This is a genomic window from Bordetella genomosp. 11 (assembly GCF_002261215.1).
Taxonomy (GTDB): Bacteria; Pseudomonadota; Gammaproteobacteria; order Burkholderiales; family Burkholderiaceae_B; genus Bordetella_C.
In genome coordinates this window covers 186556-213336 of the sequence record NZ_NEVS01000002.1, presented here as the reverse complement: position 1 = coordinate 213336, position 26781 = coordinate 186556, and the positions used below count along the sequence as shown (strand labels likewise).

General features: G+C 65.0%; 27 protein-coding genes and 1 tRNA gene. 10 read left to right on the top strand and 18 right to left on the bottom strand.

Annotated features, from left to right (window positions below):
• Window positions 1-232: 232 nt before the first annotated feature.
• Window positions 233-562: a single-stranded DNA-binding protein gene (ssb, locus tag CAL28_RS07520; protein WP_094840818.1), complete on the bottom strand. Its 330-nt coding sequence runs from the start codon at window positions 560-562 to the stop codon at window positions 233-235.
• A gap of 313 nt (window positions 563-875) precedes the next feature.
• Here ssb and CAL28_RS07515 point away from each other — a divergent pair, with 313 nt between their 5' ends.
• On the top strand, window positions 876-1595 hold the full coding sequence (locus CAL28_RS07515; RefSeq protein ID WP_094840817.1) for a MobA/MobL family protein: 720 nt from the start codon (window positions 876-878) through the stop codon (window positions 1593-1595).
• A gap of 333 nt (window positions 1596-1928) precedes the next feature.
• Here the strand turns inward: CAL28_RS07515 and CAL28_RS07510 are convergent, their stop codons facing one another.
• From CAL28_RS07510 to CAL28_RS07495, 4 genes are all read right to left on the bottom strand, one after another.
• On the bottom strand, window positions 1929-3350 hold the full coding sequence (locus CAL28_RS07510; protein ID WP_094840816.1) for an AAA family ATPase: 1422 nt from the start codon (window positions 3348-3350) through the stop codon (window positions 1929-1931).
• Window positions 3347-3625: a helix-turn-helix transcriptional regulator gene (locus tag CAL28_RS30185; protein ID WP_176463915.1), complete on the bottom strand. Its 279-nt coding sequence runs from the start codon at window positions 3623-3625 to the stop codon at window positions 3347-3349. Before CAL28_RS30185 ends, CAL28_RS07510 begins: the two co-directional genes overlap by 4 nt.
• Window positions 3626-3895: 270 nt before the next feature.
• Window positions 3896-5215 carry a tyrosine-type recombinase/integrase gene (locus CAL28_RS07500; protein ID WP_094840814.1) on the bottom strand — a complete coding sequence of 440 codons (1320 nt, stop codon included), beginning with the start codon at window positions 5213-5215 and terminating at the stop codon, window positions 3896-3898.
• A gap of 210 nt (window positions 5216-5425) precedes the next feature.
• Window positions 5426-5502, bottom strand: a tRNA-Arg gene (locus CAL28_RS07495).
• Between the two features lie 307 nt (window positions 5503-5809).
• Between CAL28_RS07495 and CAL28_RS07490 the strand changes: the two genes are divergently transcribed.
• The gene (locus tag CAL28_RS07490) at window positions 5810-7111 is read left to right on the top strand and encodes a phospholipase A (RefSeq protein ID WP_094840813.1); all 1302 of its coding nucleotides are present in this window, start codon (window positions 5810-5812) and stop codon (window positions 7109-7111) included.
• A gap of 56 nt (window positions 7112-7167) precedes the next feature.
• Here CAL28_RS07490 and CAL28_RS07485 read toward each other — a convergent pair whose 3' ends face one another.
• Window positions 7168-8739, bottom strand: coding sequence for an MDR family MFS transporter (locus CAL28_RS07485; RefSeq protein ID WP_440588367.1), 1572 nt, complete (start codon window positions 8737-8739; stop codon window positions 7168-7170).
• A 249-nt stretch (window positions 8740-8988) separates the two neighbouring features.
• On the opposite strand from CAL28_RS07485, the gene CAL28_RS07475 reads away from it, so the two are divergent.
• The gene (locus tag CAL28_RS07475) at window positions 8989-9579 is read left to right on the top strand and encodes a hypothetical protein (RefSeq protein ID WP_094840810.1); all 591 of its coding nucleotides are present in this window, start codon (window positions 8989-8991) and stop codon (window positions 9577-9579) included.
• A 40-nt stretch (window positions 9580-9619) separates the two neighbouring features.
• On the opposite strand, the gene CAL28_RS07470 is transcribed toward CAL28_RS07475, so the two are convergent.
• The 8 genes from CAL28_RS07470 to CAL28_RS07435 form a co-directional block, all read right to left on the bottom strand.
• Window positions 9620-10516, bottom strand: a complete 897-nt coding sequence (locus CAL28_RS07470) for a dihydrodipicolinate synthase family protein (RefSeq protein WP_094840809.1) — start codon at window positions 10514-10516, stop codon at window positions 9620-9622.
• A gap of 81 nt (window positions 10517-10597) precedes the next feature.
• Window positions 10598-11830, bottom strand: a complete 1233-nt coding sequence (locus CAL28_RS07465) for a metal-dependent hydrolase family protein (RefSeq protein ID WP_094840808.1) — start codon at window positions 11828-11830, stop codon at window positions 10598-10600.
• On the bottom strand, window positions 11824-13083 hold the full coding sequence (locus CAL28_RS07460) for an NAD(P)/FAD-dependent oxidoreductase (protein ID WP_094840807.1): 1260 nt from the start codon (window positions 13081-13083) through the stop codon (window positions 11824-11826). Before CAL28_RS07460 ends, CAL28_RS07465 begins: the two co-directional genes overlap by 7 nt.
• A 12-nt stretch (window positions 13084-13095) precedes the next feature.
• A complete protein-coding gene (locus CAL28_RS07455; protein WP_094840806.1) occupies window positions 13096-13806 on the bottom strand; it encodes an ABC transporter ATP-binding protein in 711 nt (236 codons plus the stop codon).
• Entirely contained in the window at window positions 13803-14567 is a 765-nt protein-coding gene (locus CAL28_RS07450; protein WP_094840805.1) for an ABC transporter ATP-binding protein, read from the bottom strand. Before CAL28_RS07450 ends, CAL28_RS07455 begins: the two co-directional genes overlap by 4 nt.
• Window positions 14564-15454 (bottom strand): branched-chain amino acid ABC transporter permease, encoded by an 891-nt coding sequence (locus CAL28_RS07445; protein WP_094840804.1) that lies wholly within the window; start codon window positions 15452-15454, stop codon window positions 14564-14566. The genes CAL28_RS07450 and CAL28_RS07445 overlap by 4 nt, the downstream gene beginning before the upstream one ends.
• Window positions 15454-16326, bottom strand: a complete 873-nt coding sequence (locus CAL28_RS07440; protein ID WP_094840803.1) for a branched-chain amino acid ABC transporter permease — start codon at window positions 16324-16326, stop codon at window positions 15454-15456. The genes CAL28_RS07445 and CAL28_RS07440 overlap by 1 nt, the downstream gene beginning before the upstream one ends.
• Window positions 16327-16335: 9 nt before the next feature.
• Complete coding sequence (locus CAL28_RS07435) at window positions 16336-17547, bottom strand: ABC transporter substrate-binding protein (RefSeq protein ID WP_094840802.1); 1212 nt, start codon at window positions 17545-17547, stop codon at window positions 16336-16338.
• 180 nt (window positions 17548-17727) lie between these two features.
• Between CAL28_RS07435 and CAL28_RS07430 the strand changes: the two genes are divergently transcribed.
• Genes CAL28_RS07430 through CAL28_RS07405 form a run of 6 tightly spaced genes read left to right on the top strand, consistent with a single transcriptional unit; the run spans window position 17728 to window position 22015 of the window.
• Window positions 17728-18411, top strand: a complete 684-nt coding sequence (locus CAL28_RS07430) for a GntR family transcriptional regulator (protein ID WP_094840833.1) — start codon at window positions 17728-17730, stop codon at window positions 18409-18411.
• 52 nt (window positions 18412-18463) lie between these two features.
• Entirely contained in the window at window positions 18464-18841 is a 378-nt protein-coding gene (locus CAL28_RS07425; protein WP_094840801.1) for a COG4315 family predicted lipoprotein, read from the top strand.
• A gap of 6 nt (window positions 18842-18847) precedes the next feature.
• Window positions 18848-19372, top strand: coding sequence for an RNA polymerase sigma factor (locus CAL28_RS07420; RefSeq protein WP_094840800.1), 525 nt, complete (start codon window positions 18848-18850; stop codon window positions 19370-19372).
• Window positions 19369-20244: an anti-sigma factor family protein gene (locus CAL28_RS07415; protein ID WP_254926038.1), complete on the top strand. Its 876-nt coding sequence runs from the start codon at window positions 19369-19371 to the stop codon at window positions 20242-20244. Before CAL28_RS07420 ends, CAL28_RS07415 begins: the two co-directional genes overlap by 4 nt.
• Window positions 20245-20286: 42 nt before the next feature.
• Window positions 20287-20745: a GNAT family N-acetyltransferase gene (locus CAL28_RS07410; protein ID WP_094840798.1), complete on the top strand. Its 459-nt coding sequence runs from the start codon at window positions 20287-20289 to the stop codon at window positions 20743-20745.
• A 10-nt stretch (window positions 20746-20755) separates the two neighbouring features.
• Window positions 20756-22015, top strand: a complete 1260-nt coding sequence (locus CAL28_RS07405) for an NAD(P)/FAD-dependent oxidoreductase (RefSeq protein WP_176463914.1) — start codon at window positions 20756-20758, stop codon at window positions 22013-22015.
• 1 nt (window position 22016) lies between these two features.
• Here the strand turns inward: CAL28_RS07405 and CAL28_RS07400 are convergent, their stop codons facing one another.
• Together CAL28_RS07400 and CAL28_RS07395 are read right to left on the bottom strand one after the other, a co-directional pair.
• Window positions 22017-22976, bottom strand: a complete 960-nt coding sequence (locus tag CAL28_RS07400) for a 2-hydroxyacid dehydrogenase (RefSeq protein ID WP_094840832.1) — start codon at window positions 22974-22976, stop codon at window positions 22017-22019.
• A gap of 55 nt (window positions 22977-23031) precedes the next feature.
• The gene (locus CAL28_RS07395; protein WP_094840796.1) at window positions 23032-24024 is read right to left on the bottom strand and encodes a Bug family tripartite tricarboxylate transporter substrate binding protein; all 993 of its coding nucleotides are present in this window, start codon (window positions 24022-24024) and stop codon (window positions 23032-23034) included.
• A gap of 231 nt (window positions 24025-24255) precedes the next feature.
• Between CAL28_RS07395 and CAL28_RS07390 the strand changes: the two genes are divergently transcribed.
• Complete coding sequence (locus CAL28_RS07390) at window positions 24256-25146, top strand: LysR family transcriptional regulator (protein WP_094840795.1); 891 nt, start codon at window positions 24256-24258, stop codon at window positions 25144-25146.
• Between the two features lie 59 nt (window positions 25147-25205).
• On the opposite strand, the gene CAL28_RS07385 is transcribed toward CAL28_RS07390, so the two are convergent.
• Window positions 25206-25943 carry an ABC transporter substrate-binding protein gene (locus CAL28_RS07385; protein WP_094840794.1) on the bottom strand — a complete coding sequence of 246 codons (738 nt, stop codon included), beginning with the start codon at window positions 25941-25943 and terminating at the stop codon, window positions 25206-25208.
• A gap of 48 nt (window positions 25944-25991) precedes the next feature.
• On the bottom strand, window positions 25992-26762 hold the full coding sequence (locus CAL28_RS07380) for an MBL fold metallo-hydrolase (RefSeq protein ID WP_094840793.1): 771 nt from the start codon (window positions 26760-26762) through the stop codon (window positions 25992-25994).
• Window positions 26763-26781 lie beyond the last annotated feature (19 nt).

The following is a 26781-nucleotide window of genomic DNA, read 5'->3' as shown; positions in this document are numbered from 1 at the left end:
GCCTCGGCCTGCTTGATGAAACCGATGATCTGCTCCTCGGTAAATCTGCTCTTTCTCATGTCCGTCATTCTCCAAGTTGACGGACTTCGCTGCCATTACGCTGGTACGGCTGGGAGGGGGCAGGTCAAGTTGATCAACTCAATGCGAGAGTACGGTCGTCGATCCGGTTGAATTGAGATTCTGATAATCTCTGAGTACAAGAACACCTAGATTCCTCCTTTTCAGAGCACCATCATCGTTCGTGAATCTTGAAGTCGCTCACCATGATCTGCGTGCTATACGCGTCATGGCCTGTACGGTCTTGGTACTTGTTCGTCTTCAATCGCCCCTGCACCTCAACGACAGCACCTCGACGTAGCGAACTGGCTACTTTGGCCTGCTCATAGAACAGCACGGCACGATGCCATTGGACTTCTTCAAAAACCTCACCCCTGGTCGTGGTGTATTCGTAGGTGGTGATGATGGTCAGTGTAGTAACGGGCTGATTGTCTCGTGCATAACGCACTTCTGCGTCACGATTCAATTCACCGATGACATGAATGTGGTTGAGTGAGTCTTGCATGGATATGCTCCTTTAGTGAAATCCATGACATAGACTCATTCAATATTTTTTTATCTTCTCTCTCTGTTGATATGAAGAGTGTTGTTCAGATCGTATAGAGGGAATCATTAGCTGCCATTCATCCACACACATAGAGGGGAATGAATGGTCTTCATTCATCTTCATAAACATAGGAATGAATAAGCGCACTTAACGTTTCTCTGAAAAACGCTCTTATCTCATTAGGATAAGGACGTTTTTACAGTCTTCACCAAGCGAAGCCAGCCATCGAGCTGGCTTTTTTATTTTGTCTTCGAGAAAGGTTAGTTGCATCATGGCGAGTTTTCACTACACAGTTAAAAGCGGCAAAAAGGGAGCTGCTGGACAGCACTCCAACTACATCGGCCGAAAAGGTAGCTTTGAAGATCGAGATGACTTAATCGCTACCGGACACGGCAATCTGCCCGCATGGGCCGATGGCAACCCCACCGCGTTCTGGCGCGCTGGCGACCGATACGAGCGCGCTAATGGCGCCGTGTACCGTGAACATGAAATCGCCCTACCAGCCGAATTGACCCGCGAGCAGCAAGTAGCGCTAGCGGGCGAAATCGTGAACGAGTTGGCCGCGGACAAGCCCCATGAGTACGCTATCCACGCTCCCAGAGCGGCCATCCAGGGCGAGGTGGAAAATGCTCATGTGCATCTGATGGTCTCTGACCGCGTGGACGACGGCGTCGAACGATCTCCACAGCAAACCTTCATGCGCTACAACGCGGCCCACCCAGAGCGTGGCGGCCGTCGCAAGGATAGCGGCGGCAAGAACAAGCTCGAAATGCGGGATGCCCTGATTGAAAAACGCCGAAAGGTAGCTGAGCTGCAAAACACGGCCCTAGAGCGCCATGGACATGACGCCAGGGTCGATCACCGGACGCTGAAGGAACAAGGGGAAAAACGCCGCCCCGAGAAGCATCTGGGGGCGGCACGGGTTCGACGCATGACCGACGAGCTGAAGCTGCGGCACCAGGAAACGCGTCAGGCGGACAACGGCGGCTGAACCGCTGGTTCCAGTTCCCGCCGAATACGGCGGGCTTTTTCCTGACTGCATCGCAGGTACTGGCGTATCGAGTCGACCGTCAACCTGACTTGGCCGGACTCAAGACCTGACTGCACCTTTAGTATGTCCGGGTCATCGTGAACAGTCGCTACAGGCATTGCGGCAGACTCGGTGACTTCGGGCAATGTCTCTATTATCGGCGCAGCGGTCGCAGGCGTGTCTGATGACATGGCCGCCAAAGACCTGAACCCGCCTGAATACGGAAATACTGACACCCTCTCCGCAATACGCTAGCTTTCTTCCGTTGCCAGGAGATCGCTCCCCTGGCTCCGGCTAGTATCTATTCTTCTTGGGGTTGGCCATGTAGCTGTCGAAGCTCTCTATCACCCTACTAAAAGGCTCCCAGCTACCCACCTCAATGCCTTCGATTGGCACAGCTTGATCGGCCGATTGAGATAAACCTTCACCTTGCCCACCTTGCCCACCTTGCCCACCTTGCTCAACTTGCTCAACTTGTTCATCTGGTTGCCCTGCCCTATCCGCCTGACCGAGCCGCTCCCAATCAGCTCGCCTCCCTGAGGAATGCCATCGAGGTTCATGCGCCGCTCGGTCTTTACTCCATCCACGAACGCCCTGATCTCTAGCAGGCCTACTCGTAGAGCGAAGATATCTCTCTAAATCAGGACTTTCATCGGAAGACCCGCCCGGCAACCACCACCAAGTCGCCATCCGTCCATCGAAATTCCAGCGGTCGTTTACTGCACCGATTTCGGTTCGCGCACGTCGATACGTCTGATACCTGATGTCTTCGTCATCTGCCAAATCTTCAAGTACCGAACTAGGCAAGGCTCCATCCGCTAGGACTCGATACAAGAACTCCTTGGCCTGCTCAATCTTTGTTTCTGGCGCTGACTTCATCGTGTCTTTTGCCCATCGCAGAATTGCCCCTGCAGGGGCCACCAGTGGCTTGGGACTCCATTCCAGATACGACGTGAAAATTTTTCGATCATCACGCGAATAGAAATCATCCGAATGCAGTTCGTACAAAAAAGCGCCAGCCATTTTATTCAGATTGTGCTTGACCGGAAGGAGAACACCTAAGGATGGGGCATCATTCTCTACGGTAGGCAGTTCAACCTTCATCGTCAGCAAGACATTCCGAGCAAGCGTGGCAAAGGCTTGACTGCCCACCAAACCACGGACCGGATCATCAAGCGAGAAATTCTTGGTGACATGGGCAATTCCCAAAATGGCGATTCGAGACTCTGCGGCAATGTTGACAAGTCGTTGTAGGTCGCGCCGAACTGCCTTGCTGGAATTCCCGCTCCCCGAAACCGTATCAAGGATGGTGTCGATGATGATGAGCCGAACATCACCGATGTTTTTGATGGCGCCAACTAACGAAGGCAGATCAGCATGAAAATCGAAACTGCGCTTATCGTGAAACTCATCCATCCCGTCTAAAAAATTAATTCTGGACATGTCCGCGTCGGCTGCACTCAGTCGAGGCGCCAACGTATCTTTAATGTCATCCTCGCAAGACCAGACGATGACACTGCCGCCCAAGACAGGAACCCCATTGAATGACCCGCCCCTACTCACGCGTGCGGCGAGATCAAGCGCAACTGTCGTCTTGCCGCAGGCACCCTTGCCCATGAGAATGTTCAGCTTGGAGCGGAAGATAAGACCTTCGATAACGTATTCCAGCGGCTGCATTTCAACATCGCTGCCGCGTATCAACCGAATCTTGCTCATCGTGCCACCTCGTGTTGATCAAGGGGCGATCTAGCCAATGCGACGGCACATGCAGCGGAGGAATTAGGGCGTCTTTCGATCCACGCCAATACATCGCCTAGCTTCCACCGGACAGTGCGTGGAGACAAATAAATCCTTGGCGGGAAATCGGGATCAAAAGAAGAACTGCTCACGTTGTATCGTGAGTAGATAGACGCACGGCACAATTGTGTAATTTCCGTAAGACGCTTTATCTTTATAAGCGTGTTCGGAGACTGCTCGACAACATTAGACATGATGTGTTCACCATAGCAACACCCACGCAGCCACACGCCTGACTGACGCATAGCCAACGCTTGGATTGAGGGGAGTTGGGTGTTGGTCTACGCAAAGCCAAGACCGTAAATGATCCGGAAGCCCGGAGGTGAACACTAGACACGCATGCAGAGTTAGCTGATGGGCCAGTACGGCGGGATGTTGCGCCACCCGTTGCCGATGGCTGGTTTTTTACCAAAAACATGGGATTTTGACAAGATTGGATGCTCTAAACAGCCTGGTTCCTGAGTTCAACCTTCAGAAAAAGTCTCGGCAAATTCCTCCTCCCACTCCTTCTTCTTGGTTAGGTACTCCGCCATTTTCTCGTCCAGGTAGTCCGCCCAAAGCTGCATGACCTGCCTGCGCTCATCGAGGAACTGCGTACGGTCATACGCCGCTTGCACGTCGTCTTTCTTCGCGTGGGCAAGCTGCGCCTCAAGCACGTCGATGTCGATTTTCAGACGTTCACGCGCTAGCGTCCGCAACGAGGCTCGGAAGCCATGAGGCGTGTGCTTGCCACGGAACCCCATCTCGCGCAGAGCCTTGGACAATGCATCCCGGTGGACATGCTCCTGGTTCCAGCCGCCCAACGGCGGGAAAATGTACTTTTCGTTGCCCGTCAACTTCTGCATTTCCTTGAGCATGGCAATGGCTTGGCGCGGCAACGAGACAATGTGATCGAACCCCATCTTCATCCGGTTCGTGCCATCTTCGTTCACGCCCTTGATGTGCCATTCCGCCTTGTCCAGATCGGTTTCTTCCCACATAGCGCTAGCGACGATGCCGGGACGAAGGATCGTCCAGGCGCAATAAAGCAGCGCATTGCGGACGACGAAGCCGCCATAGCCGTATATAGCCGCCATCAGCTCACCGATATGGCGGTCGTCCGTGACACCAGGGATATGTTTTTTCCGGCGCTTCTTGGGCAAGATGCCCTTGAAGCGCAGGAGCTGGTCTTCCTCGCGGATGTTCTCGGTGATGCAGTAGTCGATCATGCCGTAGATGCAGCGGATTGCCACTTCGGCTTGCGAAGGCGTCTCCCGCGCCAGCTTGCGCAAGACAGAGGTTAGATCGCCGCTGCGCAGGGTGCGCATGTCCTTGTTGCCGACTTCGGGCTGAAAATGAGTTTCCAGCACATACGTGACCTGGTAGTTGGTTTGGCTGGCATGGGTACGCGTGTATTCTTCCAGCCACATCTTGGAAATCGCATTGAACGAGTACTTCTTCCAGTCTTCGTTCTGGTCTTCCCACCCGCCCCCGGCTGCCGCAGCCAGCACTTCGCGCTCGATCTTGCGCTTGGCCCTCACACCCAGCACGGCGCCGCCTCCGCTGGCAGACAATCGCTTGTCGGCAGCATCGGCACGCGCCTGGGCCAGCCCCATCGCCGGATATTCTCCCAAGACAGCGGCGCTCTGCTTTCCCTCCACCCGGTAACGGAACGACCACGACTTGCGCCCTGTGGGCGAGACGATCAGGGATAGGCCATCGCCATCAGCCAGGGAATAGGGCTTGTCCTTCGGCTTGGCATTGCGAATCAGCCGATCGTTCAGGGCGGCAGCGAGCTTGGGCACAGCTCCCTCCTTGCGTCAATATTTTTGAGAAGTTTGGCTCGTATTGTACGAGGCTTTCCACCAAATTTCTTACTCAAAATCTTACTCAAACCTCCTAGCCCAGGCTGGGTCAGAATGATCAAAATTAGACGCTAAAAATAAAAAATCCCATGCAAATCAGTAATTTGTGTGGGATTCTTGGAATTTCTTGGGTCACACTGGATTAGTCATTGGCCCGCCCTACACGATTCGAACGTGTGACCGCTCGCTTAGAAGGCGAGTGCTCTATCCAACTGAGCTAAGGGCGGCAAGGCCGGCGGATGCCTGAAAAGGCTGCCAGGATGGCGGCGCGGCGAATTTTACCTTGTCCGGGCGCGCGTTTGTCCCGGCGCGCCCCTGGCGCGCGAATAGCCGCGGCACTCAGGCCATATGTGTAATCCATTGCCGGACGCCGGTAACCAAGTCGTACGTCGCGCCGGTCGCCTGGCGGCAGCGCGGGCGAGCCACCACACCGCATGCTGAGGCAGCAGGCGCCGCGCCTCCATTACAAGCTGTTTCAACGTCGCGCGGGCGCGATGCTAGAGTGCGACGTCCTGAATCCGGCCTTACACGACCATGCCTCGCACTGCTACCGTACACAAGCGCCTTGGGCGGCCATTGGGAGGGCTTGCCGCCATGCTGTCTGCCGCCGCGGCCTGCACCGCGCATGCCGGCATCAGCTACAAGCTGGATCGCGCCAGCGCCGCCCCGGGAACCACCGTCCATGTCCAGGCCGTCTATTTCAACGACGGCGATGCCGGAGGGCGCTGGAAGCCGCCCGCCAAGCTGGTGCTGCAATGGCGCTCGACCTCTGGCGCCGTCGTCCGAAGCCTGGCTAACGCCGACAGCGCCGATCTGGACATCAACGTGCCGGTCAACAACTTTGCCCGCATGTCATGGACCGCGGTCGTACCGGCCACCGCCACCGGCCTGCAGGCCGTTTCCATCGAGGGCGAACCGGCGATGATGGCTTTGGATGCCAGCGGCATCGGCGCCATCGCCAGCACGCCGGCCGACGTGCCCGTCGTGGATGCGCGTACCGGCAAGGCCCTGCCCCCGGCGGAAGTCCAGGCCACCGGCGTGTCGCCGCAGGCGGGACCGGCGCCTACCGATGCGGCGGTCGCCGCGAGCCCGGCCTCCACCGGAAACCCCGCCTTCGATCGCCTGCGCGCGGGCCTGTCGGAGTATGAACCCACGTATTTCGACCTGCGCACGCGCGACCGCACCACCGCGAAATTCCAGTTCAGCTTCAAGTACAAGCTGTTCTCGCCCGACCGCGGCGAGCAGCCCGGCTTCCTCGACCACCTGTACCTGGCCTACACGCAGACCTCCGTATGGGATTTGCAGGGCGAATCCCGTCCCTTCATCGATACCACCTTCAATCCCAGCCTGTTCTGGCAGTCGGACAAGATGTGGCAGTCGAAGAACAACGACTGGAGCCTGGGCATGACCAGCGGCGTGGAGCACGCTTCCAACGGCAAGGCCGGCGACGATTCGCGTTCGGTGAACGATGCCTTCGTGCAGCCGGCCGTGAACTATCGCTTCGACGGCGGCAGCACCTTGACGTTCGCCCCGCGCATCAAGGGTTATTTCGCGCTGGGCGACCAGAACCGCGACTACACGGACTACACGGGCTGGGTCGATTACCACTTGCGCTGGGCGCAGGACAACGGCCTGGTCGCATCGCTGATGTATCGCCAGGGCGACAGCGCGCGGCGCACGGCGCAGCTGGATCTGGCATGGCCGCTGAAGCGCACCTTCCTGAACATGAACGGCTATCTGCACCTGCAGTACTTCAACGGCTACGGCGACACCTTGCTGGGCTACAACCAGCGGCAAAGCTCGCAGATCGGCATCGGTTTGTCGCTCGTGCCCTGAAGCAGGCCGGCAGGCGCGGCGATCCCCTCGCAGCCGGGAATCGCGCGGCGCCCCGTTTACTCGCCGACGGGCGTATGCGCGGCCAGGCCGCCGCGCAGTTCCAGATCCGGCATGCGCCGCACCACCAGCAGCGACAGCAGCGCGATCGCCGCGCCAAAGGCGAAGATATCGCGGAAGGTCGATGCCACGCCGTCCATCAGCACGCGCCGGGCCGCCTCCGGCAGTTGCGACAGTACGTCGCTGCCATGGCGCAGCGCGCCCAGGTCGATCTGCTGCGTGATGCCCGCCGCCGTCAGCGACGCGGCGAAACCCAGGCCCAGCAAGGTGCCGGCCAATGCGCTGCCGAAGGCGCTGCCCATGGAACGCAGCACCAGCACCGAGCCGGTGCCCGCGCCGATATCGCGCGGATCCAGCGCGTTCTGCACCACCATGATGGTGCCCACCATGCAGGAACCCAGCCCCACGCCGGTCAACAGCGTGGCGGCCAGGACGAAGACCAGCGACACGCCCGCGCCCATAAACGCCAGCAGGCACAGGCCGATGGCGCCGCCAATGAAGCCGGCCGACAAAATGCCACGCATGCGGCCGGTGCGCCGCGCCAGATTGCTGCTGATGATGTTGCCCAGCACGTTGGACAGCAGGAAGGGCGTGACGAACAGGCCGGATTCCGATGCGCTGGTGCCGCGCACCAGCTGGAAGTACAGCGGCAGCGCGAAGATGCACAGGAAAATCCCCAGCGCCCCCAGCGAAGACGCCGCGATGCCGCAGACGAAAGTGCGATTGCGGAACATGCGCGGCGGCAGCAGCGGATCGGCCGCGCGCCGCTCCTGCCACACCAGCGCCGCCAGCGTAAGGGCGCTCAGCGCCAGCAGTCCCATGATCTCCGGCGAGAACCAGCCGTAGCTGCTGCCTCCCCAACTGAGCGCCAGCAGGCAGGACACAATGGTGGCTGCCAGCATCAGCGAACCGACGAGATCCAGGCGGACCTTGCCGCCGCGCGGCGTCAGCATGCGCAGTCCGCGATTGCAGGAATACATGGCAAACAGGCCCAGCGGCACGTTCAGCCAGAACAGCCAGCGCCACGACAGATGCTCGGACACATAGCCGCCCACCAGCGGTCCCGCGATCGAGGCCACGCCCCAGACCGCCGCCAGGTAGCCCTGGTAGCGGCCGCGTTGGCGCGGCGCCACGACGTCGGCGATGGCGGCCTGCGCCAGGGACATCAGGCCGCCGCCGCCCAGGCCCTGCAGCGTGCGGAACAGGATCAACTGGTTCAGCGTCTGCGCCAGCGCGCACATCACCGAGGTGACGACGAAAAGGCCGATGGAAATCGTCAGCAGTTGCCGGCGTCCATAAATGTCGGACAGCTTGCCGTAGATGGGCGTGGTGACCGTGGCCGCGATCAGATAGGCCGCGACGATCCACGACAAGTGCCCGAAGCCGTTCAGGTCCGCGGCGATGGCGGGCACGGCGGGGATCACCACTGTCTGGTCCAGGGCGGCCAACAGGATGCACAGCACGATGCCGCCGATCACGCGCATGATCTCGCGGTGGGTCAGGCTGGCGGGAGGTGAAGCGGAGGAAGGCGGAGCTGAAGCGGTAGCGAGGGTGCCGGTAGGCGTGGACATGATGCGGCGACGGAAGGCGACGGAGGGGGCGACGGAAAAAGACCGGCCTAAAATTGGGGACGGTGTTGAACTCTTATATAAGATATAGATATTAATATATTGCAGTGCGCAATGCCACGCCGCGCCCCCGGCAATGGTCCGGTTGCTGTCAGCCCATGGAACGCGAAACCCCGGTCACCTACCCAGCGAGCGCATCCCGCGATCGTGCGGGACCGCATTTCCGACAGCCACGACACAGGAGACCACCCCATGCAAATCGGCGCAACGTTCAACAGTCCCGGCAACAACCCGGCTCCGCTTCCCGATCAGGGAGTCGCCGCCAGCGCCATCCGCCAGGCGGCGGACCTGGACAGCACCATCGCGGGCTACTACAGCGGGTTGAACGCCCCCGATACGCCGCTGTACGCCGACCCCGCCCTTCCCAGCGTGCTGGGCACCATGACGGGCGTACACATCCGGGAACAGTTGATGGCGTTGAACGACAAGGCCGCATCGCTGCTGGCCGAGCACCGCAGAGACACCGGCAAACCCACCGCAATAAGCCTGAGCGACTTCAGGAGCAAGCTGGCGTTGGGCGGGCTGACCAACGAAGAACGCCATTATTTCTATAGCAAGCCGTTCAAGGCCAAATTCGAACAGATGGTCGCGAAGGCGGACCGCGCCGCCCCGGAAGCACGCAATGCGGCCATGAACGAGCTGGAAGCACTGGACACATTGCTGCGCGACCCGTCGCAGTTCTTCAAGGAAGTCGTAGCCACGAAGATCGCAAAGGACTTCGCCGAAGCGTTCAACGCGGAACTTGGCCGAAACGCGACATTCGGAGCCTATCCGAGGGCCTGACCCAGCCCATGCTGCCGGACGAAACCGTCCGGCGCCCGCCTCATGCCGCTTTCAGCGCCGCCAATGTTTCATGGATGATCGCCAGCGTGGCCTCGCGTTCGGCGCCCGTCAGGGGCAGGCGCGGTTCGCGCACGGTTTCGGCATACCCGGCGGTGATGTTTTCCGCCAGCTTGATGTACTGCACCAGCTTGACGTGCGTATCCAGGTGGAACAGCTTGATCAGCTTGCGATACAGCGAACGCGCATTCTCGTAATCGCCCTTGACCGCCAGATCGAGGAGTTGCACGGACTCCTTGGGCAGCGCGTTGGCCATACCCGATACCCAGCCCTTCACACCCAGCGCGACGCTTTCCAGCACCAGGTCGTCCACGCCGCAGAACACCGTGTAGCGGTCGCCCAGCTGCGCGTAGATGTCGGTCACGCGCGTCGTGTCGTAGGTCTCTTCCTTGACGCAGGCCAGCGTCGGCTCGTCGGCCAGTTGTTCCAGCAATTGCGGCGTCATGTCGACGCCATAGCCGCGCGGATTGTTATAGATCATGATGGGCAGGCCGCTGGCGCGCGCGACGCCGCGGTAGAACGCCATGGTTTCGGCCGCATCCGACTTGTACGTCAGCGCGGGGAAAACCATCAGGCCATCCACGCCGATGCGTTCGGCCTCTTTGGCATAGCGCGCGGCGGCCGCGGTCGTGGTTTCGGCCAGTCCCGACACAATGGGCACGCGCCCCTTGACGGTTTCCTTGGCGATGCGCAGGACCGTCAGTTTTTCCTCGGGCGCCAGCGATGCGTTCTCGCCCACCATCCCCATCATCACCACGCCGCCCACGCCGTTGGCGATCAACCGTTCCAGGCCCGCCGCGATCGCGTCATGGTCCAGGGATTGATCCGCCTTCATCTTCGTGGTCACGGCGGGAAAGACACCAGCCCAATTTACTTTCATGATTTCAGTCCAGGATAAAAAGAATGAAGAAACCCCGGCAGCGCGGGACCCATGCCCACGCGGGACGCCGGGACCCAAGTCTTAGCGCAGGTGCACGGGTTTGCCCGCCTTCATCACCATGGCCAGGTGCTCGCCCTGGCCGCACAGCAGGGAAATATCGGCAACCGGGTCGCCATCGACGATCAGCAGGTCGGCGAACGCGTCCGGCGCAATGACGCCCAGCTTGTTCTTCTGTCCGACGATTTCGGCCCCGACTTCGGTCGCCTGGCAGATCACCTCGAAATTTCCCAATACCTGCGACCGGATACGCAGTTCGTCGCTCTGGAAGGTATGCATTTCGCCCAGCAGGTCCGACCCCAGGCCCATGCGCACGCCATTGCGCCTGAATATCTCCAGGGATTGCAGGCCCTGCAGGCGCACGTCGTCGATCTTGGCCACGGCTTCCGGCGGCACGCCATATTGCGCGCCCACCTTGTGCAAAGCCTCGTAGGTGACCAGGGTGGGCACCGCATACGCGCCGTGTTCGGCCATCGCGGCCGCGGCGGCGTCGTCGACCAGGTTGCCGTGCTCGATGGTCCGCACGCCCAATTGGACGGCGCGCGCGATCGCCTTGCCCGTATACGCGTGCGCCATGACGTAAGTCTGGTGCGAGGCGGCTTCTTCCACGATGGCGGCGACCTCGTCGCGCGAGTACTGCAGGTTGCCGATGGGATCGGTGGGCGAAGCCACGCCGCCGGAGGCCATGATCTTGATATGCGTGGCGCCCGCGCGCATCTCCTCGCGTACCGCCTTGCGCACGGCGTCCACGCCGTCGACCACCCGCGCGATGGCGCCCAGGTTGCGGTGGCAGGGACAGGGGTCCGGATCGCTCAGGTCGATGCGCTCGCGGAAGTCGCCATGGCCGCCCGTCTGCGAGAGCGCCTTGCCGGCGATGAACAATCGCGGGCCGTCGATCAGGCCGTCCTCCACCGCGCGACGCAAGGCGTAATCGGCGCCTCCCGCATCGCGGACGGTGGTGAAGCCACGCCGCAACATGGCCGCCAGGATGGGTACGGCGCGCAACGTGGCGAAAGCGGCCGGCATGCGTGCGTTGGTGCCCAGGTTGGCCATCGACGCCACCACGTGGACGTGGCAATCGATCATGCCCGGCATCAGCGTGCGGCCGGCGACATCGATGACTTGGTCGTCGCTGCCGGCCTGTACCGGCCGGGGCGAGACCTCGCGGATGCGCTCCCCCTCCACCACGACATCGTAGCGACCGTCGTCGTCCTTGTGGTGCGCGTCCAGTACGCGGGCGTTCTTCAGAATCAGCATAGCGGGTTCGCCTTTTGGAAACGGGTAATCGAGTAAGGCCGCAGGTCGACGCCTGTGTCCTCGCCGGCCAGCAGGGCGCCGACGATGGCGCCCGTGGTCGCCGCCTGCGTCAGTCCCAGATGCCCATGGCCGAAGGCATACAGCAGGTGCTTAGAGGCGGGCGAGGGACCGATGACGGGCAGCGAGTCCGGCGTGGCGGGCCGATGCCCCATCCAGCGCCGCGCATCGCGCTCGTCCATTCCCGGCAGATACCGGCGCGCCAGGGCCAGCAGCGCGTCGCTGCGGCGGTAATTGGGCGGCGCCTGCAGGCCGGCGAATTCGGCGGCGCCGCCGATGCGCAGGCCGATCGCCAGCGGAGTCGCCACGAACTTGCGTTCCGCGAAGATGACTTCCCGGTCCAGCATCCCGGTCGCGGCCGGCAGCGTGGTGTTGTACCCGCGCTCGCTCTCAAGCAGGACGCGGTCGCCGGCCGAACGCGCCAGCGCGCCGGACCACGCGCCCGCGGCCACCAGCAGGCGATCGCCCGGGTGGCGCCGGCCGTCGCGGTCCACGGCCGCGGGGCGCAGCGGATCGTCGAGGGATAGCGCCGTGACGTCGGCCGTGACCAGCTTGCCGCCGTCGTCGCGGATGCGCTCGCGCAACGCGCGAACGATATTCAGCGGGTCGTCCACGTGGGCCCAGTCCTCCAGCATGACGGCATGGCGAAACACTGGCGCCAGCGCGGGTTCCAGCTGGCGCAGCGCATCCATGGACACGGCGGACCAGCGCACACCCAGTTCGCGCTTCCAGGCCCACTCCTGCGCGTCGGCGGCGAAGGCGGCTTCGGATTCGTAGACGGTCAGCGCGCCACGCCGATGCAGTTGGCCCGACAGGCCCACGTCGTCGAGCATGGGCAGCAGATCGCCCATCGCGCGTTCGTTCAGCGCGGCCAGCGCGCGCGAGATGCGGCGAAAATGATCGGGGCGGCCGACCTGATTGAAGACCCGCAGCCAGGGCAAGAGGCGCGGCGCATGGCGCAAACGGATGGCCAGCGGTCCCAAGGGATCCAGCAGCCAGCGCGCGGCCTTCAGGCTGAAGCCGGACACGGCGATGGGGGTCGATTCGCTGACCGCGATACCGCCCGCGTTGCCATGCGAGGCGCGGTCGCCCTCGAAGTCCCTGTCCAGCAGGGTGACACGCCAGCCCAGCCGCTGCGCGCGCCGCGCGCAGGCCAGGCCGATCACCCCCGCGCCGACCACCACAAGCTCCGTCATGCTTTGTCCGTTCTACGCATCGTGTTTGCCCAGGAACAGATCCGCGGCCCGGGTGTCGCGCAGGAGTTCCCCGGCCGCGCCTTCCATCGCGACCACGCCCTGGTCGATGATGTATCCGCGCTGGCTGACCGCCAGCGACTGGCGCGCGCGCTGTTCCACCATCAGCACGGTGGTGCCCGCGGCCGGCAGGCCGCGCACGTAGGCGAAGATTTCCTCCACGCGCGCCGGCGATAGCGCGGCCGTGGGCTCGTCCAGCAGCAGGATATCCGGCTCGCGCATCAGCGCGCGGGCGAAAGCCAGCTGCTGGCGCTCGCCGCCGGACAGGGTGCCGGCCGCGCGGCGGCGGTGGCGCACCAGCGCGGGAAACATCTGGTACATCGCGTCGGCGCGTTCGCGCGGGCGTTTCACCCCCTGCACCACCAGCAGGTTTTCCTGCACGGTCAGCGAGGCGAATACGTTGGCGACCTGCGGCACGTAGCCGATGCCGCATTCCAGCCGCGATTCGACGCTCAGGCCCGCGACGTCGCGCTCGCGCAGCACGACCTGGCCGGCGGTGCGCGGCAGCAGCCCCATCACGGCCTTGATGATGGTCGACTTGCCGGCGCCGTTGGTGCCGGCGATGGTCACGATTTCACCCGGCAGCACGTGCAACGTTATGCCTTTCAGGACATCGGCGTCGCCGTACCCACCGCGCAGATCCGACAAGCGCAGGACGGGGTTCATATCGCCGCTCCCATATAGGCTTCGCGCACGCGCGGCTCCGACAGCACTTGGTCCGGTTCGCCGTGCGCCAGCAGGCGTCCGCCGTCCAGGACGTACAGGTCGCCGACCAGGCGGTTCAGCGCCATCAGGTTGTGCTCGATGATAAGAAAGCCGATGCCGCGTTCGGCATTGATTTCGCGTATGCGCTGCGAGATCTCTTCGATCAGGACGGGGTTCACGCCCGCATAGGGTTCGTCGAGCAGGATGAACTTCGGCTCCGACATCAACGCGCGGCCGAGCTCCAGCAACTTCTTCTGGCCGCCGGACAGGCCGCCGGCCGGTTTTTCCGCCACCGCGTTCAACCGGAGGAAGTCCAGGATATGCTGCGCGCGGTCGGCAATATCGGCTTCGGCGCGGCGCACACGCCCGGGGGCGAAGAACAGCGGCAGCAGCGATTCCCCCGGCTGGTCGCGCGGGCCCACCATCAGGTTCTGCCGCACCGTCAGGTGCGTGAATTCGCGCGGGATCTGGAAGGTGCGTCCCAGCCCCATGCGGGCGCGCGCGGCGGGATCGGCCTTGCGCAGCACCGTGCCGTCGAAGCTGACCTCGCCGGCGGATGGCCGCAGAAAGCCGCTGAGCACCGCGAACAAGGTACTTTTGCCGGCGCCGTTGGGGCCGATCATCCCATGCAGCCCGTCCAGGCTCATGGACAGCGTCACGCCGTCCAGCACCTGGAAATCGCCGTAGGACAGCGAAATGCCGTTCGTCGCCAGGCGCGTCATCGCGCGCCCCTCGCGCCGAACAAGCCCTGTGGCCGCCAACGCATGAAGAGAATCAGGACCAGCCCCACCACGCCCAATTGCACGCTGCCCATGTCGGCGTCCGACACGCCGGGAATAATGCCGCGCGTGAAGCGCACGCCTTCCAGGAACAGCACCAGCAGCACGGCGCCCGCCACGCTGCCCGACAGGCGCGCCACGCCGCCCATGATGATGGCCATCCACACGTAGAAGGTAATCAGCGGCACGAACTGGTCGGGCACGATGTAGGTCATGTAGTGCGCGAAGTAGGCGCCCGCCAGGCCCGATAGCGCGGCGCCCAGCATCAGCACCTGGGTCTTGAAGCGCGCGGGCTCCTTGCCCAGCACGCGGACGGCCGTTTCGTCGTCGCGTACCGCCTGTATCGTCCGCCCGTACGGACTGTGCGTGACCCGGCGCAGTACCGCCACGGCGGCGGCGATGGACAGCGCCAGCAGGGCCAGCAGCAGGGCGTCGCTGAAGCGCGCGTCGCCCCAGCCGGCTCCCAGCCGCGGCACGCCCGGAATCCCCTGCACGCCGTTGGTCAGCCATTGTTCCTGCACCAGTACCAGGCGCACGATTTCGGAGAAGCCCAATGTGACGATGGCCAGATAGTCGTCGCGCAGCCGCAAGGCCACGCGCCCCAGGGGCCAGGCCAACAGGGCGGCGGCAAGCATCGCCGCCGGGAAGGACAGCAGCGGACTCCATCCCGCTTTCATCGTCAGCAGCGCCGACGCATAGGCACCGATGCCGAAAAAGCCGGCCAGCCCGAAATTGATCAGGCCGGTAAAACCGTATTGCAGGTCCAGTGCCAGCGCCAGCAGCATGTAGATGCCCATGATCACCAGGATGGACAGCATGTAGCTCATCATCAGCGCACCCCCACCGGCCGGTTGAACAGCCCCTGCGGACGCAGCAGCAGCACGAGCATCATGAAGACGTAGCCCAGCGCGATCTTGTAGACGAAGCCGACGGCGGGCGTGGATAGTTCCTGCAGCACGCCCAGCAGCAGCGCGCCCATGACGGCCCCCAGGGGGTTGCCCAGGCCGCCCACGACCGCCGCGGCGAAAGCGGGCAGCAGCAGGTTCCAGCCCGCGTCGGGATAGACCACCGTGCGCATGCCGGTGACCGTACCGGCGATGCCGCACACCATCCCGGCGATCGCCCACATGGCCAGCATGCAGCGTTCGCGCCGGATGCCGCTGACCCGCGCCAGGTCCGGATCGTCGGCGATGGCGCGCAGCGAACGGCCCAGCGGCGTGGCATAGAGCATGATGAATACCGCGGCCAGTGTCAGCAGCGTCAGCGCGGCCAGGCTGAGGTCGGCGGGCGCGATCGACACATCGCCGAAGCGCCAGGCGCGTTCCAGCGGCATATCGAAGGCGCGCGGATCGTGGCCGAACGCCACGCCCAGCGCGGCGCGGATGACGAAGCCCACGCCGATGGAGGTCAATAGCAAAGTAATGACCGAGCGGCGGATGACGGGCCGGAACGCCAGCACGAAGGCCAGCACCGACGCGACCGCCCCGCCGGCCGCGCCCGCCAGGCCGGCCACCACCAGCGACCCCGTCAGGTGGTGGGCGGCCAGGCCCGCATAACCGCCCACGGCGACGATGTCGCCGGTCGCCGCGTTCGGAAAGCGGGCCAGCCCGTAGACCAGCGTCAGCGCCAGGGCCGGCAAGGCGATGATCAGCCCTTCCACCAGGCCGTTGATGACCAGATTGATGTAATCGGCGTAGGACACGCGGCCGCCTTACAGCTTGACGACGTACTTGCGCACCAGTTTGCCGTTCTCCACGAAGGAGGCGGCGAAGTCCGGAGTGACATCGTTGTACTGGTCGAAGTTCAGCGCACTGGAGGCGCCGACATAGGTGATGCGCTTGCCGGCCTCCAGCAGCTTCTTGCCATCCGCGAAGCTGTACACCGCTTCGCCGCCGGGCGTGCCCATTTCATGCACCTTCTTGGCCAGTTCCGGGCCGGTCGCCTTCGGCCCCAGCGCCTGTACCGCCAGCGCCAGGATGATGGCCTGGTCGTAGGCCATCGGCGCATAGACGTTGGCCGAGACGTCCACGCCTTCCTTGCCCAGCGCGTCGCGCACGTGGGCATAGTTGGGCGCGTTTTCATTGCTGACCGATTCCACCGAAATGATGCCTTCGGTCACCTTCGGGCCCAGCGCCTTGATCAGGTCCGGGTTGGCTGCCCAGCCGGGGATGATCCAGTGCGTATCGATACCGGTCTGGTACCACTCGCGCAGCAGGATGGTGGTGTCGGCCAGATAGGACCCGGTCACGATCACATCCGGCTTGGCGCGCAGCACGGACTGCAATTCCGAGCGATAGGATGGCCGGTTGGGCTCATAGACCACGCTGGCCACGACCTTGCCGCCGGCGGCCTTCCATGCCTGCGTGAAGCCTTCGGTATTGCCGATGCCCGATGCATTGTTGAATGCCATGGTCGCGGGCTGCTTGAAGCCCTGCCGTTCGGCGATCTTGGCGAATGCCTGGCCGAAGCGCCCGTTGGTTGCCTGGAAACGGAAACCCAGCCGCTTGGGATTGGCTTCCGCGCTCAGCGCGGGGGCGCCCGAGCCGTGCATCAGCGGAATGTCGGCCTCGTTCGTCAGCGGAATGACGGCGAGCGACTCGCCGGAACTCCAGCACCCCAGGATCGCGCGGACCTTATCGACCTCGATCATTTTCTTGGCGCCGGTCACGGCGGCCTGCGGCGCGGTCTGGGTATCTTCCACCACGACGCGGAATTGCGCGCCCTGCGCGCCGCCCGCGGCATTGATCTCCTTGGCGGCCAGCTGGATGGCCTTGACCATGCCGGGCCCGTAGGGCGCCCCCGATCCCGTAAGCGGACTGAGCGCGCCGACGACGAAGTCGGACGCCTGCGCCACGACGGGCAGGGTGAAACTGCTGGCCACGGCGGCCACCAGGGTTGCGGCGACGAAATGACGGCGATTCATGGGACGATCTCTCTAAGGGCACGAATGGCGCGAGCCGCACGCCTGGCGGGCCGTCCCACAACGGCTGGCACGTGGGACAAGGCTTGCAATTATTGGATCCAATATCCTGGATACGGGCTCATGCTAAACTGCCCACACCCCATGGTCAACAAGATCGGAGCTAGGGTTTACGAGGACTTCATGAACAATCCAGCCCACACCGAAAGGGACAGCAAGCTCGTGCGGCGCACCACGGTCGACCTGGTGCTGGAAGCCCTGCGGCAGCGCATCCTGTCGGGGCAACTGCGGCCCGGCGCGCCCCTGCGGCAGGAAGCCCTGGCCGAAGAACTCGGCGTCAGCCGCATCCCGGTGCGCGAAGCGATCCGCCGGCTGGAAGCCGAAGGACTGGTTTCCGTGCACGCCCATCGCGGCGCCTATGTCTGCGCCATCTCGGCGGCCGACGTCGTCGAAACCTTCGAATTGCGCCTGCAGATCGAACCCTGGCTGTTCGGCGAAGCCATCCGCGCCGGCGGCGGACCGCTGGACGCGGCGCGGACGGCGCTGGAAGCCTCCCGGCACGCCGACACGGCGGAATGGGGGCGTATCAACTGGCGCCTGCACGAAACCCTGTACCTGCCGGCGCGCCGCGACCTGGCGATGACCGTCCTGCGGCAGCTACATGATCGCGGCGACCGCTATCTGCGCTTCCAGGTGGTCAACGTGCCGCTGCGCGAGCAGGCCTATGCGGAGCACCTGGCCTTGATCGAGCACGCGGAAAAGGGCGACGTCGCCGGCGCCGTCAAGGCCTTGCAAGCGCATATCCGGGTGGCGCTGGAGCAAGTGGTGGAGGTGGTGGCGGGATTGACGCAGGCGCCGATGGAATAAAACGGGCGCCTGCGGTGTTCACTCCCATGCAAACCCACCACACGGAGGTCTTATGGTTCGCAAATTCACGCTTTCCGCCCTGGGCGCCGCCGCCCTTCTGATCGCCGGCACCGCGATCGCCGCCGCTCCCGCCAAGACCAGCAATGGCGTGCTGGTCGGCGACAAGGGCATGACGCTGTACACGTTCGACAAGGACACGCCCAATTCCGGCAAGAGCGTCTGCAATGGCGGTTGCGCGACCAACTGGCCGCCCCTGGCAGCCCAGGCGGACGCCAAGGCCGACGGCGCGTGGACGGTAATCACCCGCGACGACGGCTCCAGGCAATGGGCCTACAAGGGCCAGCCCGTGTACTACTGGGTCAAGGACAAGGCCGCCGGCGACAAGACCGGCGACGGTGTCGGCGGCGTCTGGCACGCGGCCAAGCCCTGATCCGCCATGGCGCAGGCGCCCGGCGTGGAGCAGATCCTCAGCCATATTCCGTCGCTGCGCCGCTATGCCCGCCTGTTGGCGGGCGATGCGGCCAGCGCGGACGACCTGGTCCAGGATACGCTGGAACGCGCCTGTGCCAAGTGGTCGCTATGGAAGCCCGGCACCGCGCTGCGCGCGTGGCTGATGACCCTGATGCACAACCTGTATCTGAACCGGGTCCGCGACTGGCGCCATGACGACAATCACGACAACTGGGACGACCATCCCGATCTGGCGCACGAGCCCATGGCCCACGCGCCGGACATGCTGGACCTGGAGCGCGCGCTGGCGCGCCTGACCCCTACCCTGCGCACGGTGCTGTTGCTGGTGACCGTGGAGGAATACACCTACGCCGAGGCGGCGGAAATCCTGCAGATTCCCACGGGCACCGTCATGTCCCGGCTGCATCGCGCGCGCGAAGCCGTGCGCGTCGCCATGGCCGGCCCGGACGATGCGGCCACGCCCACTCCCCTGCACCTGGTGAAGCGATGATGGAAAGCGACGCCCTTGTTTCCGACGACGAGCTGCATGCCTTCGTCGACGGCCAGCTGGATGCGGCGCGCATGCCGGCCGTTCTGCGGCATCTCCAGCGCCACCCCGACGCAGCGGTGCGGGTGGCGCATTGGCATGCCCAGCGTTTCGCGCTGCGGCGGCTGGGCCGCGAGATCGATCCCGGCCCAACGCCCGCGGCCTTGGCCGAAACGGTGCTGCGCCACCGGCGTCGTCGCTGGAACCCCTGGACCCAGGCGGCCGCCGCCGTCCTGCTGGTCGCGGCGGGCGCCACCGGCATGCAGGCATGGCAGCGCCTGCCCGGCACGCCGGGCACCGCCGTCGCGTCCGCGCCGCCGCAGTTCGTGCGCGATGCCACGGCCGCCTACGCGGTCTATTCCCCGGAGGTGCGCCATCCGGTCGAAGTCGGCGCGCAGGAAGAAGCGCATCTGGTGCAATGGCTGAGCCGCCGGCTGGGCCGGCCGCTGGCGGCGCCGGCGCTGCAGGATCGCGGTTTTCGTTTGCTGGGCGGCCGGCTGTTGCCCGGAGAGCCCGCGGCGCAAGGCGCGACGCGGGCGTCCGCGTCCTCCGTCATGCCGGGCACCCCTCCCGCCGGCGGCACGGCGGCGAATGCGCTGGCGCGCGCGCAGTTCATGTACGAGGACGGCCGCTGCCGCCGGATGACGCTGTATGTCGCCGTCTTTCCCGATGGCGTGGCGCCGCGGGAAACCGCTTTCCGCTCCGTCCAGTCCGCCAGCGGCACGGCCTTCTACTGGGTAGAGAACGGCTATGGCTATGCCCTGAATGGCGATCTGCCCGCGCCGGAATTGCAGGCCCTGGCCGGCGACGTGTACGATCAGCTGTTCCCGCGCTAGGGCGGCCACGCCGGCCGCGCGCGACCCCACCCGTTGCCGGCCATGCCCAAAACACACATCCGACCGATCGAGCCCCGGGACGAAGCGCGCTGGCGCATCCTGTGGGACAGCTACACGCGTTTCTATGAACGCGAACCCGACGCCGCCATCACCCGCCATACCTGGTCGCGCATCCTGGATCCGCACTCGCCGGTGTATGCCATCGTTGCCGAAGACGATACCGGCGCGGTCATCGGGATCGCGAATTACCTGCTGCACGAGAACACGTCGACGCTGGCCCCGGTGTGCTATCTGCAGGACCTGTTCGTCGATCCGGAGGCGCGCGCCAACGGCGTGGGCCGGCAGTTGATCGACTGGCTGGTCGACGAAATGAAGGCGCGCAAATGGTCGCGGCTGTACTGGCAGACCAAGGAAAACAATTACCGCGCGCGCGGCCTCTACGACAAATACACCCCGCATAGCGGCTTCATCCGCTATGTCATTGGCAACGAGGACGCCTAGGGTCTGCACGATGCGCGACACAAGTGGAATCTATGACGGCGCGGGAAGTACACGCGCCGGCATGCGGGTCGCCGTCATTGGCGCCGGCGTGGTGGGCGCCGTCACGGCGTATACGCTGCAGCGGCGCGGCGCCCAGGTAACGTTGATCGACCCCGCCGAACCGGGCAGCGGATGCAGCTATGGCAATTCCGGCGCGATCAGCTCGGGTTCCGTGGCGCCGCTGGCCATGCCCGGTATCCTGAAAACCGTGCCCGGCATGCTGTTGGATCCCAAAAGCCCGCTGCGCCTGTCGTTGGCCTATCTTCCGCGCGCCCTGCCCTGGCTGCTGCGATTCGTCGCCGCCTCGCGGGCCGAGGCCGTCGCCGACGCGGCACGGCGGCTGGCCGCCCTGCACGCGGACGCGGCGCAGCGCCATCTGGCGCTGGCGCGCGAGATCGGCGTGCCGGAGCTCGTGCTGCAGCGCGGCCACCTGCACCTTTATCCCGATGAGGCGGCGCTGGCAAAGGATGCCGGCGGCTGGCGCCTGCGCGAACAGTACGGTTACCGGTTCGAACGGCTGGACCGCCAGGGCATCCTGAGCCTCGAACCCGCGGTCGGCGCGCGCTACCGCATCGGCATGTTCCTGGCCGACCACGTCACGATCCTGAATCCCTTCCGCTACGTGCAAGCGGTCGCGCGCGCCTATGTCGCGCGCGGCGGCGAGCTGCTGCGCGGACAAGCGGCCACGCCGGAACGCTCCGGCGCGGGCTGGGCCGTGACGGTCGATGGCGCGCGCCGCGATTTCCGGCACGTCGTCGTCGCCGCCGGCGCCTGGACGCCCCGGCTGCTGCGGCCCCTGGGCGTGCCGCTACAGCTGGAAAGCCAGCGCGGCTACCACGTGCAATTCCAGGGAGCGTCGGCAACGGTCTCGCGCACGGTGGTCCTGGCGGACCGCAAAGTGTTCGTGACGCCGATGGAGGAAGGGCTGCGTGTGGGCGGGACGGTGGAAATCGCCGGGCTGTCGCGCGCGCCGGACCCGCGGCGCGCGCAAATGCTGGAGCACATCGCGCGCGAGACCTTCGAAGGCATCGGCGAGGCAGCCCCCACTCAGTGGATGGGGCATCGGCCGTGCATGCCGGATTCGGTGCCGGTGATCGGCGAAGTCCAGGGGCGGGCCGGCTTATGGCTGGCCACGGGACACGGCCACCTGGGCCTGACGGACTCTGTCAGCACGGCGGCGCGTATCGCGGATGCCATGCTGGGAGAAGCCCGCAGCAACGCGTCGGCCTGACTCAGGCCACGGGCGTCAGCACCCGGCGCTGTTCGAACCATCCTTCCAGGTTGGAGAAGACCAGGTCGGCCATGGCCTGCCGCGTTTCGACCGTGCTGCTGCCGATATGCGGCGACAGCACGACCTGCTCCATGGCGCAGAGCTCCGCCGGCACCTCCGGTTCGTTTTCGAAGACATCCAGTCCCGCGCCGGCCAGCCGGCCTTCGCGCAGAGCGCGGACCAGCGCCTCCTGGTCCACCACGCTGCCGCGCGACACGTTGACCAGGATGCCCTGCGCGCCCAAGGCATCGATGACGCCTTCGTCGATGAGGCCGCGCGTCGCACCGCCCCCGGGCAGCGACAACACCAGGATGTCGCTTTCCCGCGCCAGCGCATGCACGTCCGCGCAATAGCGGTAATGCGCCGGCACGTCGCCGCGCGGCGACCGGTTGTGATAGGCGATGTCCATCCCGAAGGCTTCGGCGCGCCGCGCGATCTGCCGGCCGATATTGCCCAGCCCCAGGATGCCGCAGCGGCGGCCGCCGAGCTTGCGCCCCAGGGGCGGGGTTTCGTTCTTCCAGCGGCCGGCGCGCACGAAGCGGTCCAGTTCGCAGATGCGCCTCGAGACGGCCAGCATCAGCGCCAGCGCCGTATCGGCGACACAATCGTCCAGCACGCCGGGCGTGTTGGCCACGACGACATCGCGTTCGCGCGCCGCCTCCATATCGATGGGATCCACGCCCACGCCGAAGCTGACGATCACCTCCAGGGCCGGCAAGGACCGGATCATTTCGCCGGTCGCGCCGTAGCGGCCGCTGGTGGCGATGCCCCGTATGGAGGACCCGTGCCGGGCCAGGAAGGCGGCGCGGTCGGCGATTTCCCACCAGCGGTGCACGCGGTACTTCGCCTCGATGCGGGCCATGAGCTGCGGCAGCAAGGGGCCGGCCATCAGGAGTTCGGTGTCGTGGGTATCGGTGTGCATGGTAGGGATGGCGCCGTGAAGCATTGCCGCGGATCGGCCCCGGCCTCGCAGGTTCCTAATCGACGTGCAGATTGCGTTGTTTGATGATATCGCCATAGCGCGCGCGTTCGCGAGCGGCAAGCTCGGCCAGTTCCTGGGGCGTGGAACCGTGCGGCACCGCGCCTTGCGAGACCAGCTTTTCCTTGACGTCCGGCAAGGCGGCCACCTGGCGTATGGCCAGCGACAGTTTATCCACGATGGCCTGCGGCGTCCCCGCGGGCGCCAGCACGGCGGTCCATGAGCCCGTCTGCGCATTGTGCACGCCCGCTTCGTCCAGCGTGGGAACGTCCGGCATGACCGGCGATCGCGCCGGGCCGGTCACCGCCAGCGCGCGCAGTTTGCCGGCATTCACATACGTGACCGTCTCCAGCACCGATGCGAACAGCATGTCGACGCGGCCGGCCATCAGATCCGTCATGGCCGGTCCGCCGCCCTTGTAGGGCACGTGGGTCAGCTGCACACCGGTGGCCTGCTGGAAAATTTCTCCTGCCAGGTGAGGCGCGCCGCCGGTACCCGAACTGGCAAAGGTATGCGCGCCTGGCTGCGACCGGGCCATCGCGACGAGTTCCCCGACGGACTTGGCCTGCAGCGCGGTCGGCACCACCAGGACGAAGGGCAAATCGGAAAACATCGACACGGGAACGAAGGCCTTGGCCGGATCGCTGTGCAGCTTGTACAGCCAGGGATTGATCGCCAGCATGCCGGAATTGGCGAACAGCAGCGTGTAGCCGTCCGGCGCCGCGCGTGCCACCAGGTCGGCGGCGATCTGCCCGCCCGCGCCCGGCCGGTTGTCCACCACCACGGAAGCATTCATGTGCTGGCCCAGTGCCGAGGCCAGCAGGCGCGCCGAAATATCCGTGCCCCCGCCCGGCGAAAACGGCACGATCAGGCTGATGGGACGGGAGGGAAAATCGTCGGCGGCACGGCCGGCACCCGGCAGGATCGCGGTCAGCGCGAAGGCGGCCGTCAGCAAGCGCGCACGCAGGCGCGCCATGGGATGGGTCTTCATTGTCGTCTCCTCGTCGATGCGCACGGCGACGCGGGCAGCGCGCCCGGGCTGGCGCCCATGGCGTGCCGTACCTGGAGGGCATCCGGTCTGCGCCGGTACGTCCCGCCAGGCCTGCCTTCCGGATGAAGGACCGCGGGCCGATGCGTGGTCGAGGCCTGGAGTATAGGGACGATTTCCGCTATCCGCGCGATCAAGCTATAAATAGCAAGGATCAATACAATTCTTATATCGATGGACCTGCGCCAACTCGAGTGTTTCGTCGCCGTCGCGGAAGAGCTGCATTTCGGCCGTGCCGCCGCGCGCCTGTGCATGACCCAGCCGCCGCTCAGCCGGCAGATCCGGCTGCTGGAGCAGGCGCTTGGCGTGATGCTGCTGGAACGCAGCAGCCGCGTGGTCAACCTGACCTCCGCGGGCCAACGCTTCCTGCGCGACGCGCGCCATCTGCTGGCGTATTCGGCGCGCGCGGCATCCAGCGCACGCCGCGCCTCCGGCGGCGAGGCCGGGCATATCACGCTGGGATTCACCGCGGTGGCGGCCTACCGCCTGATGCCGGACTGGGTCATGAAAGCGCGCAAACTGCTGCCCGACGTCGACATCGAATTGCGCGAGCGCGTCTCCACGGACCTGGGCCGGCTGCTGGTGGCTGGCGAACTGGACGCCATGCTGGCGCGCCACCTGCCCCGGCAGGACGGCCTGGCGCATCGCCTGATCGAGCGCGAACCCATGGTGCTGGCGGTCCCGCGCCACTCGCCGCTGCTGGCGTACGAGGCCGTGCCGCTGCGCAGCCTGCATCGCCAGCCCTTCGTTGCCTACGCGCCCAGCGAGGGCAAGTATTTCTACGAGCGGATTGCCGCCGCGCTGGGCGCGGCCGGCGTCGAGCCGGACTATGTCCAGCACGCCGGCCAGACGCATACCTTGCTGGGATTGGTGCGCGCGGGGCTGGGCGTCGGGCTGGTGCCCGGCTCGGCGCGCGAACTGCGCCTGGACGGGGTATCGTTCCTGCCACTGGCGCGCAACAAGCTTTACGCCGAGATGTACCTCGCGTGGCGCGAGCGGCACGACAATCCGGCGCTGGATGCCTTCATCGCGCAGGTGGTGCAAGCGCCCGCGCCGCGGCGCTAGGCGAACGCCGGCGGGATCGGCGTCCCGCCGGCCGTACGTACATCGCGGGCGCGCGATCTTCAGGCCGCGGCGGGAGCCACGGCGGCGCCTTCGATGCGGTGGCGCTTCAGGGCCTCGGCCACGAAACCGCTGGCTTTCATTTCCTCGACGAAGGCGCGCAGTTCATTGGCCGCGGCATCGCCACGGCCCTTGGGCATGCCCATCGCCTGGCGGATCACCATGAAGCTGCCCGGCAGCAGGCGCAGCCCCGGGACGCGCTGCATATCGGCTTCCAGCTGCTGCTTCACGCCGGCCGCGACCTCGGTCTTTTCGGCAACGAAGAAATCGACCACCGCCGGCGACGTGGGCGCGCGCACGATTTCAGCCTGCTTCAGTTCGCGCGTCAGGTACAGGTCATACGCGCTGCCTTTGCCCACCGTGACGCGGATGCCGGGACGGTCTACCTCCGCGCGCTCGCGCAGCGGCGAGTCTTCGCGCACCAGGTAGGCGCCTTCGATAAGCACATAGGCGTCGGTGAAATTGATACCGGCGCCGCGCACCGGATCGATGGCGAAAAAGCCGATGTCCGCCTGCTCGGCCGTCACCGCGTCTACCGATTTGCCGGCGCTATCGAAGACCACCAGTTCCAGCTCCACGCCCAGGCGCTTGGCGAAGGCGCGCGCCAGGTCGACGGACACGCCGGCCGCACCGCCCGGGCCGTCGTCGCGGCGCGCCAGGATGGGATTGCCGACGTTGATGGACGCGCGCAGGCGGCCGGTGGGAATGAATTTGGCAAGGACTTGCGGATCAAGCGACATGTCGAGTCTCTCGTGTAGGAAGCCGGCGCGGGGGCGCGGGCATCGGGATCAGGCGCTGTAGCGGGCCGTCTCGCCGCCGCAGCATAGATCGATAACGGTCGGTTCCAGGTTTTCGCCGAACCAGGCATTCATGGCGGCGCGCCGCTCGCCGACATAGACGGGCTCGCCCTTGTCGTCCAGCCGCATGCACAGATCGTGTCCGGGAATCAGCAAGGTATCCGGCTGCCGCCGCCAGGTCGCCCAGATCAGCTCCAGCGTCGCGCGGCTGGTCGGCATGTCGTAGGTATCGTTGACCGTCATGCTGAGAAGCTCGGCACGGTTTTTCGCGGCATCGCCGGTGAACAGCAGCGGCTGCGCCGCGCCGGACACGGTGAACAGCAGATGGCCTGGCGTATGGCCCGGCGCGACGATGGCGGTGAAGCCCGGCAGGAACCGTTCGCCGTCGGCGATGCGCCGCACCCGCGGCGACACCGTGAGCTCGCGCACGTACAGCTCCGGCAGCGGATCGAAGCCGGGCGGCTGCGCCGCGGCCCATTCCAGCTCGCGGTCGCCGATCCACACCGTGGCATTGGGAAACAGGGTGAAGTTGACCGAATGATCGTAGTGGGCGTGCGTCAACACCACGTCGGTGATATCGGCGGCGTTCATGCGCAGTTCGGTCAACTGCTTCTTCAGCAGATGGCGCGCGCCGAAAGCCCCTACGTCCACGAGGATATTGCGGCCTTCGCCGCGCAAAAGCGTGGTGGTGCTCCAGCCCAGGCTGCCGTGGAACAGGCTGCGCCCGGGATAGCCGTTGATCAGGACATCGAGTTGGTACATGTCATGCGCTCCGTGCCGG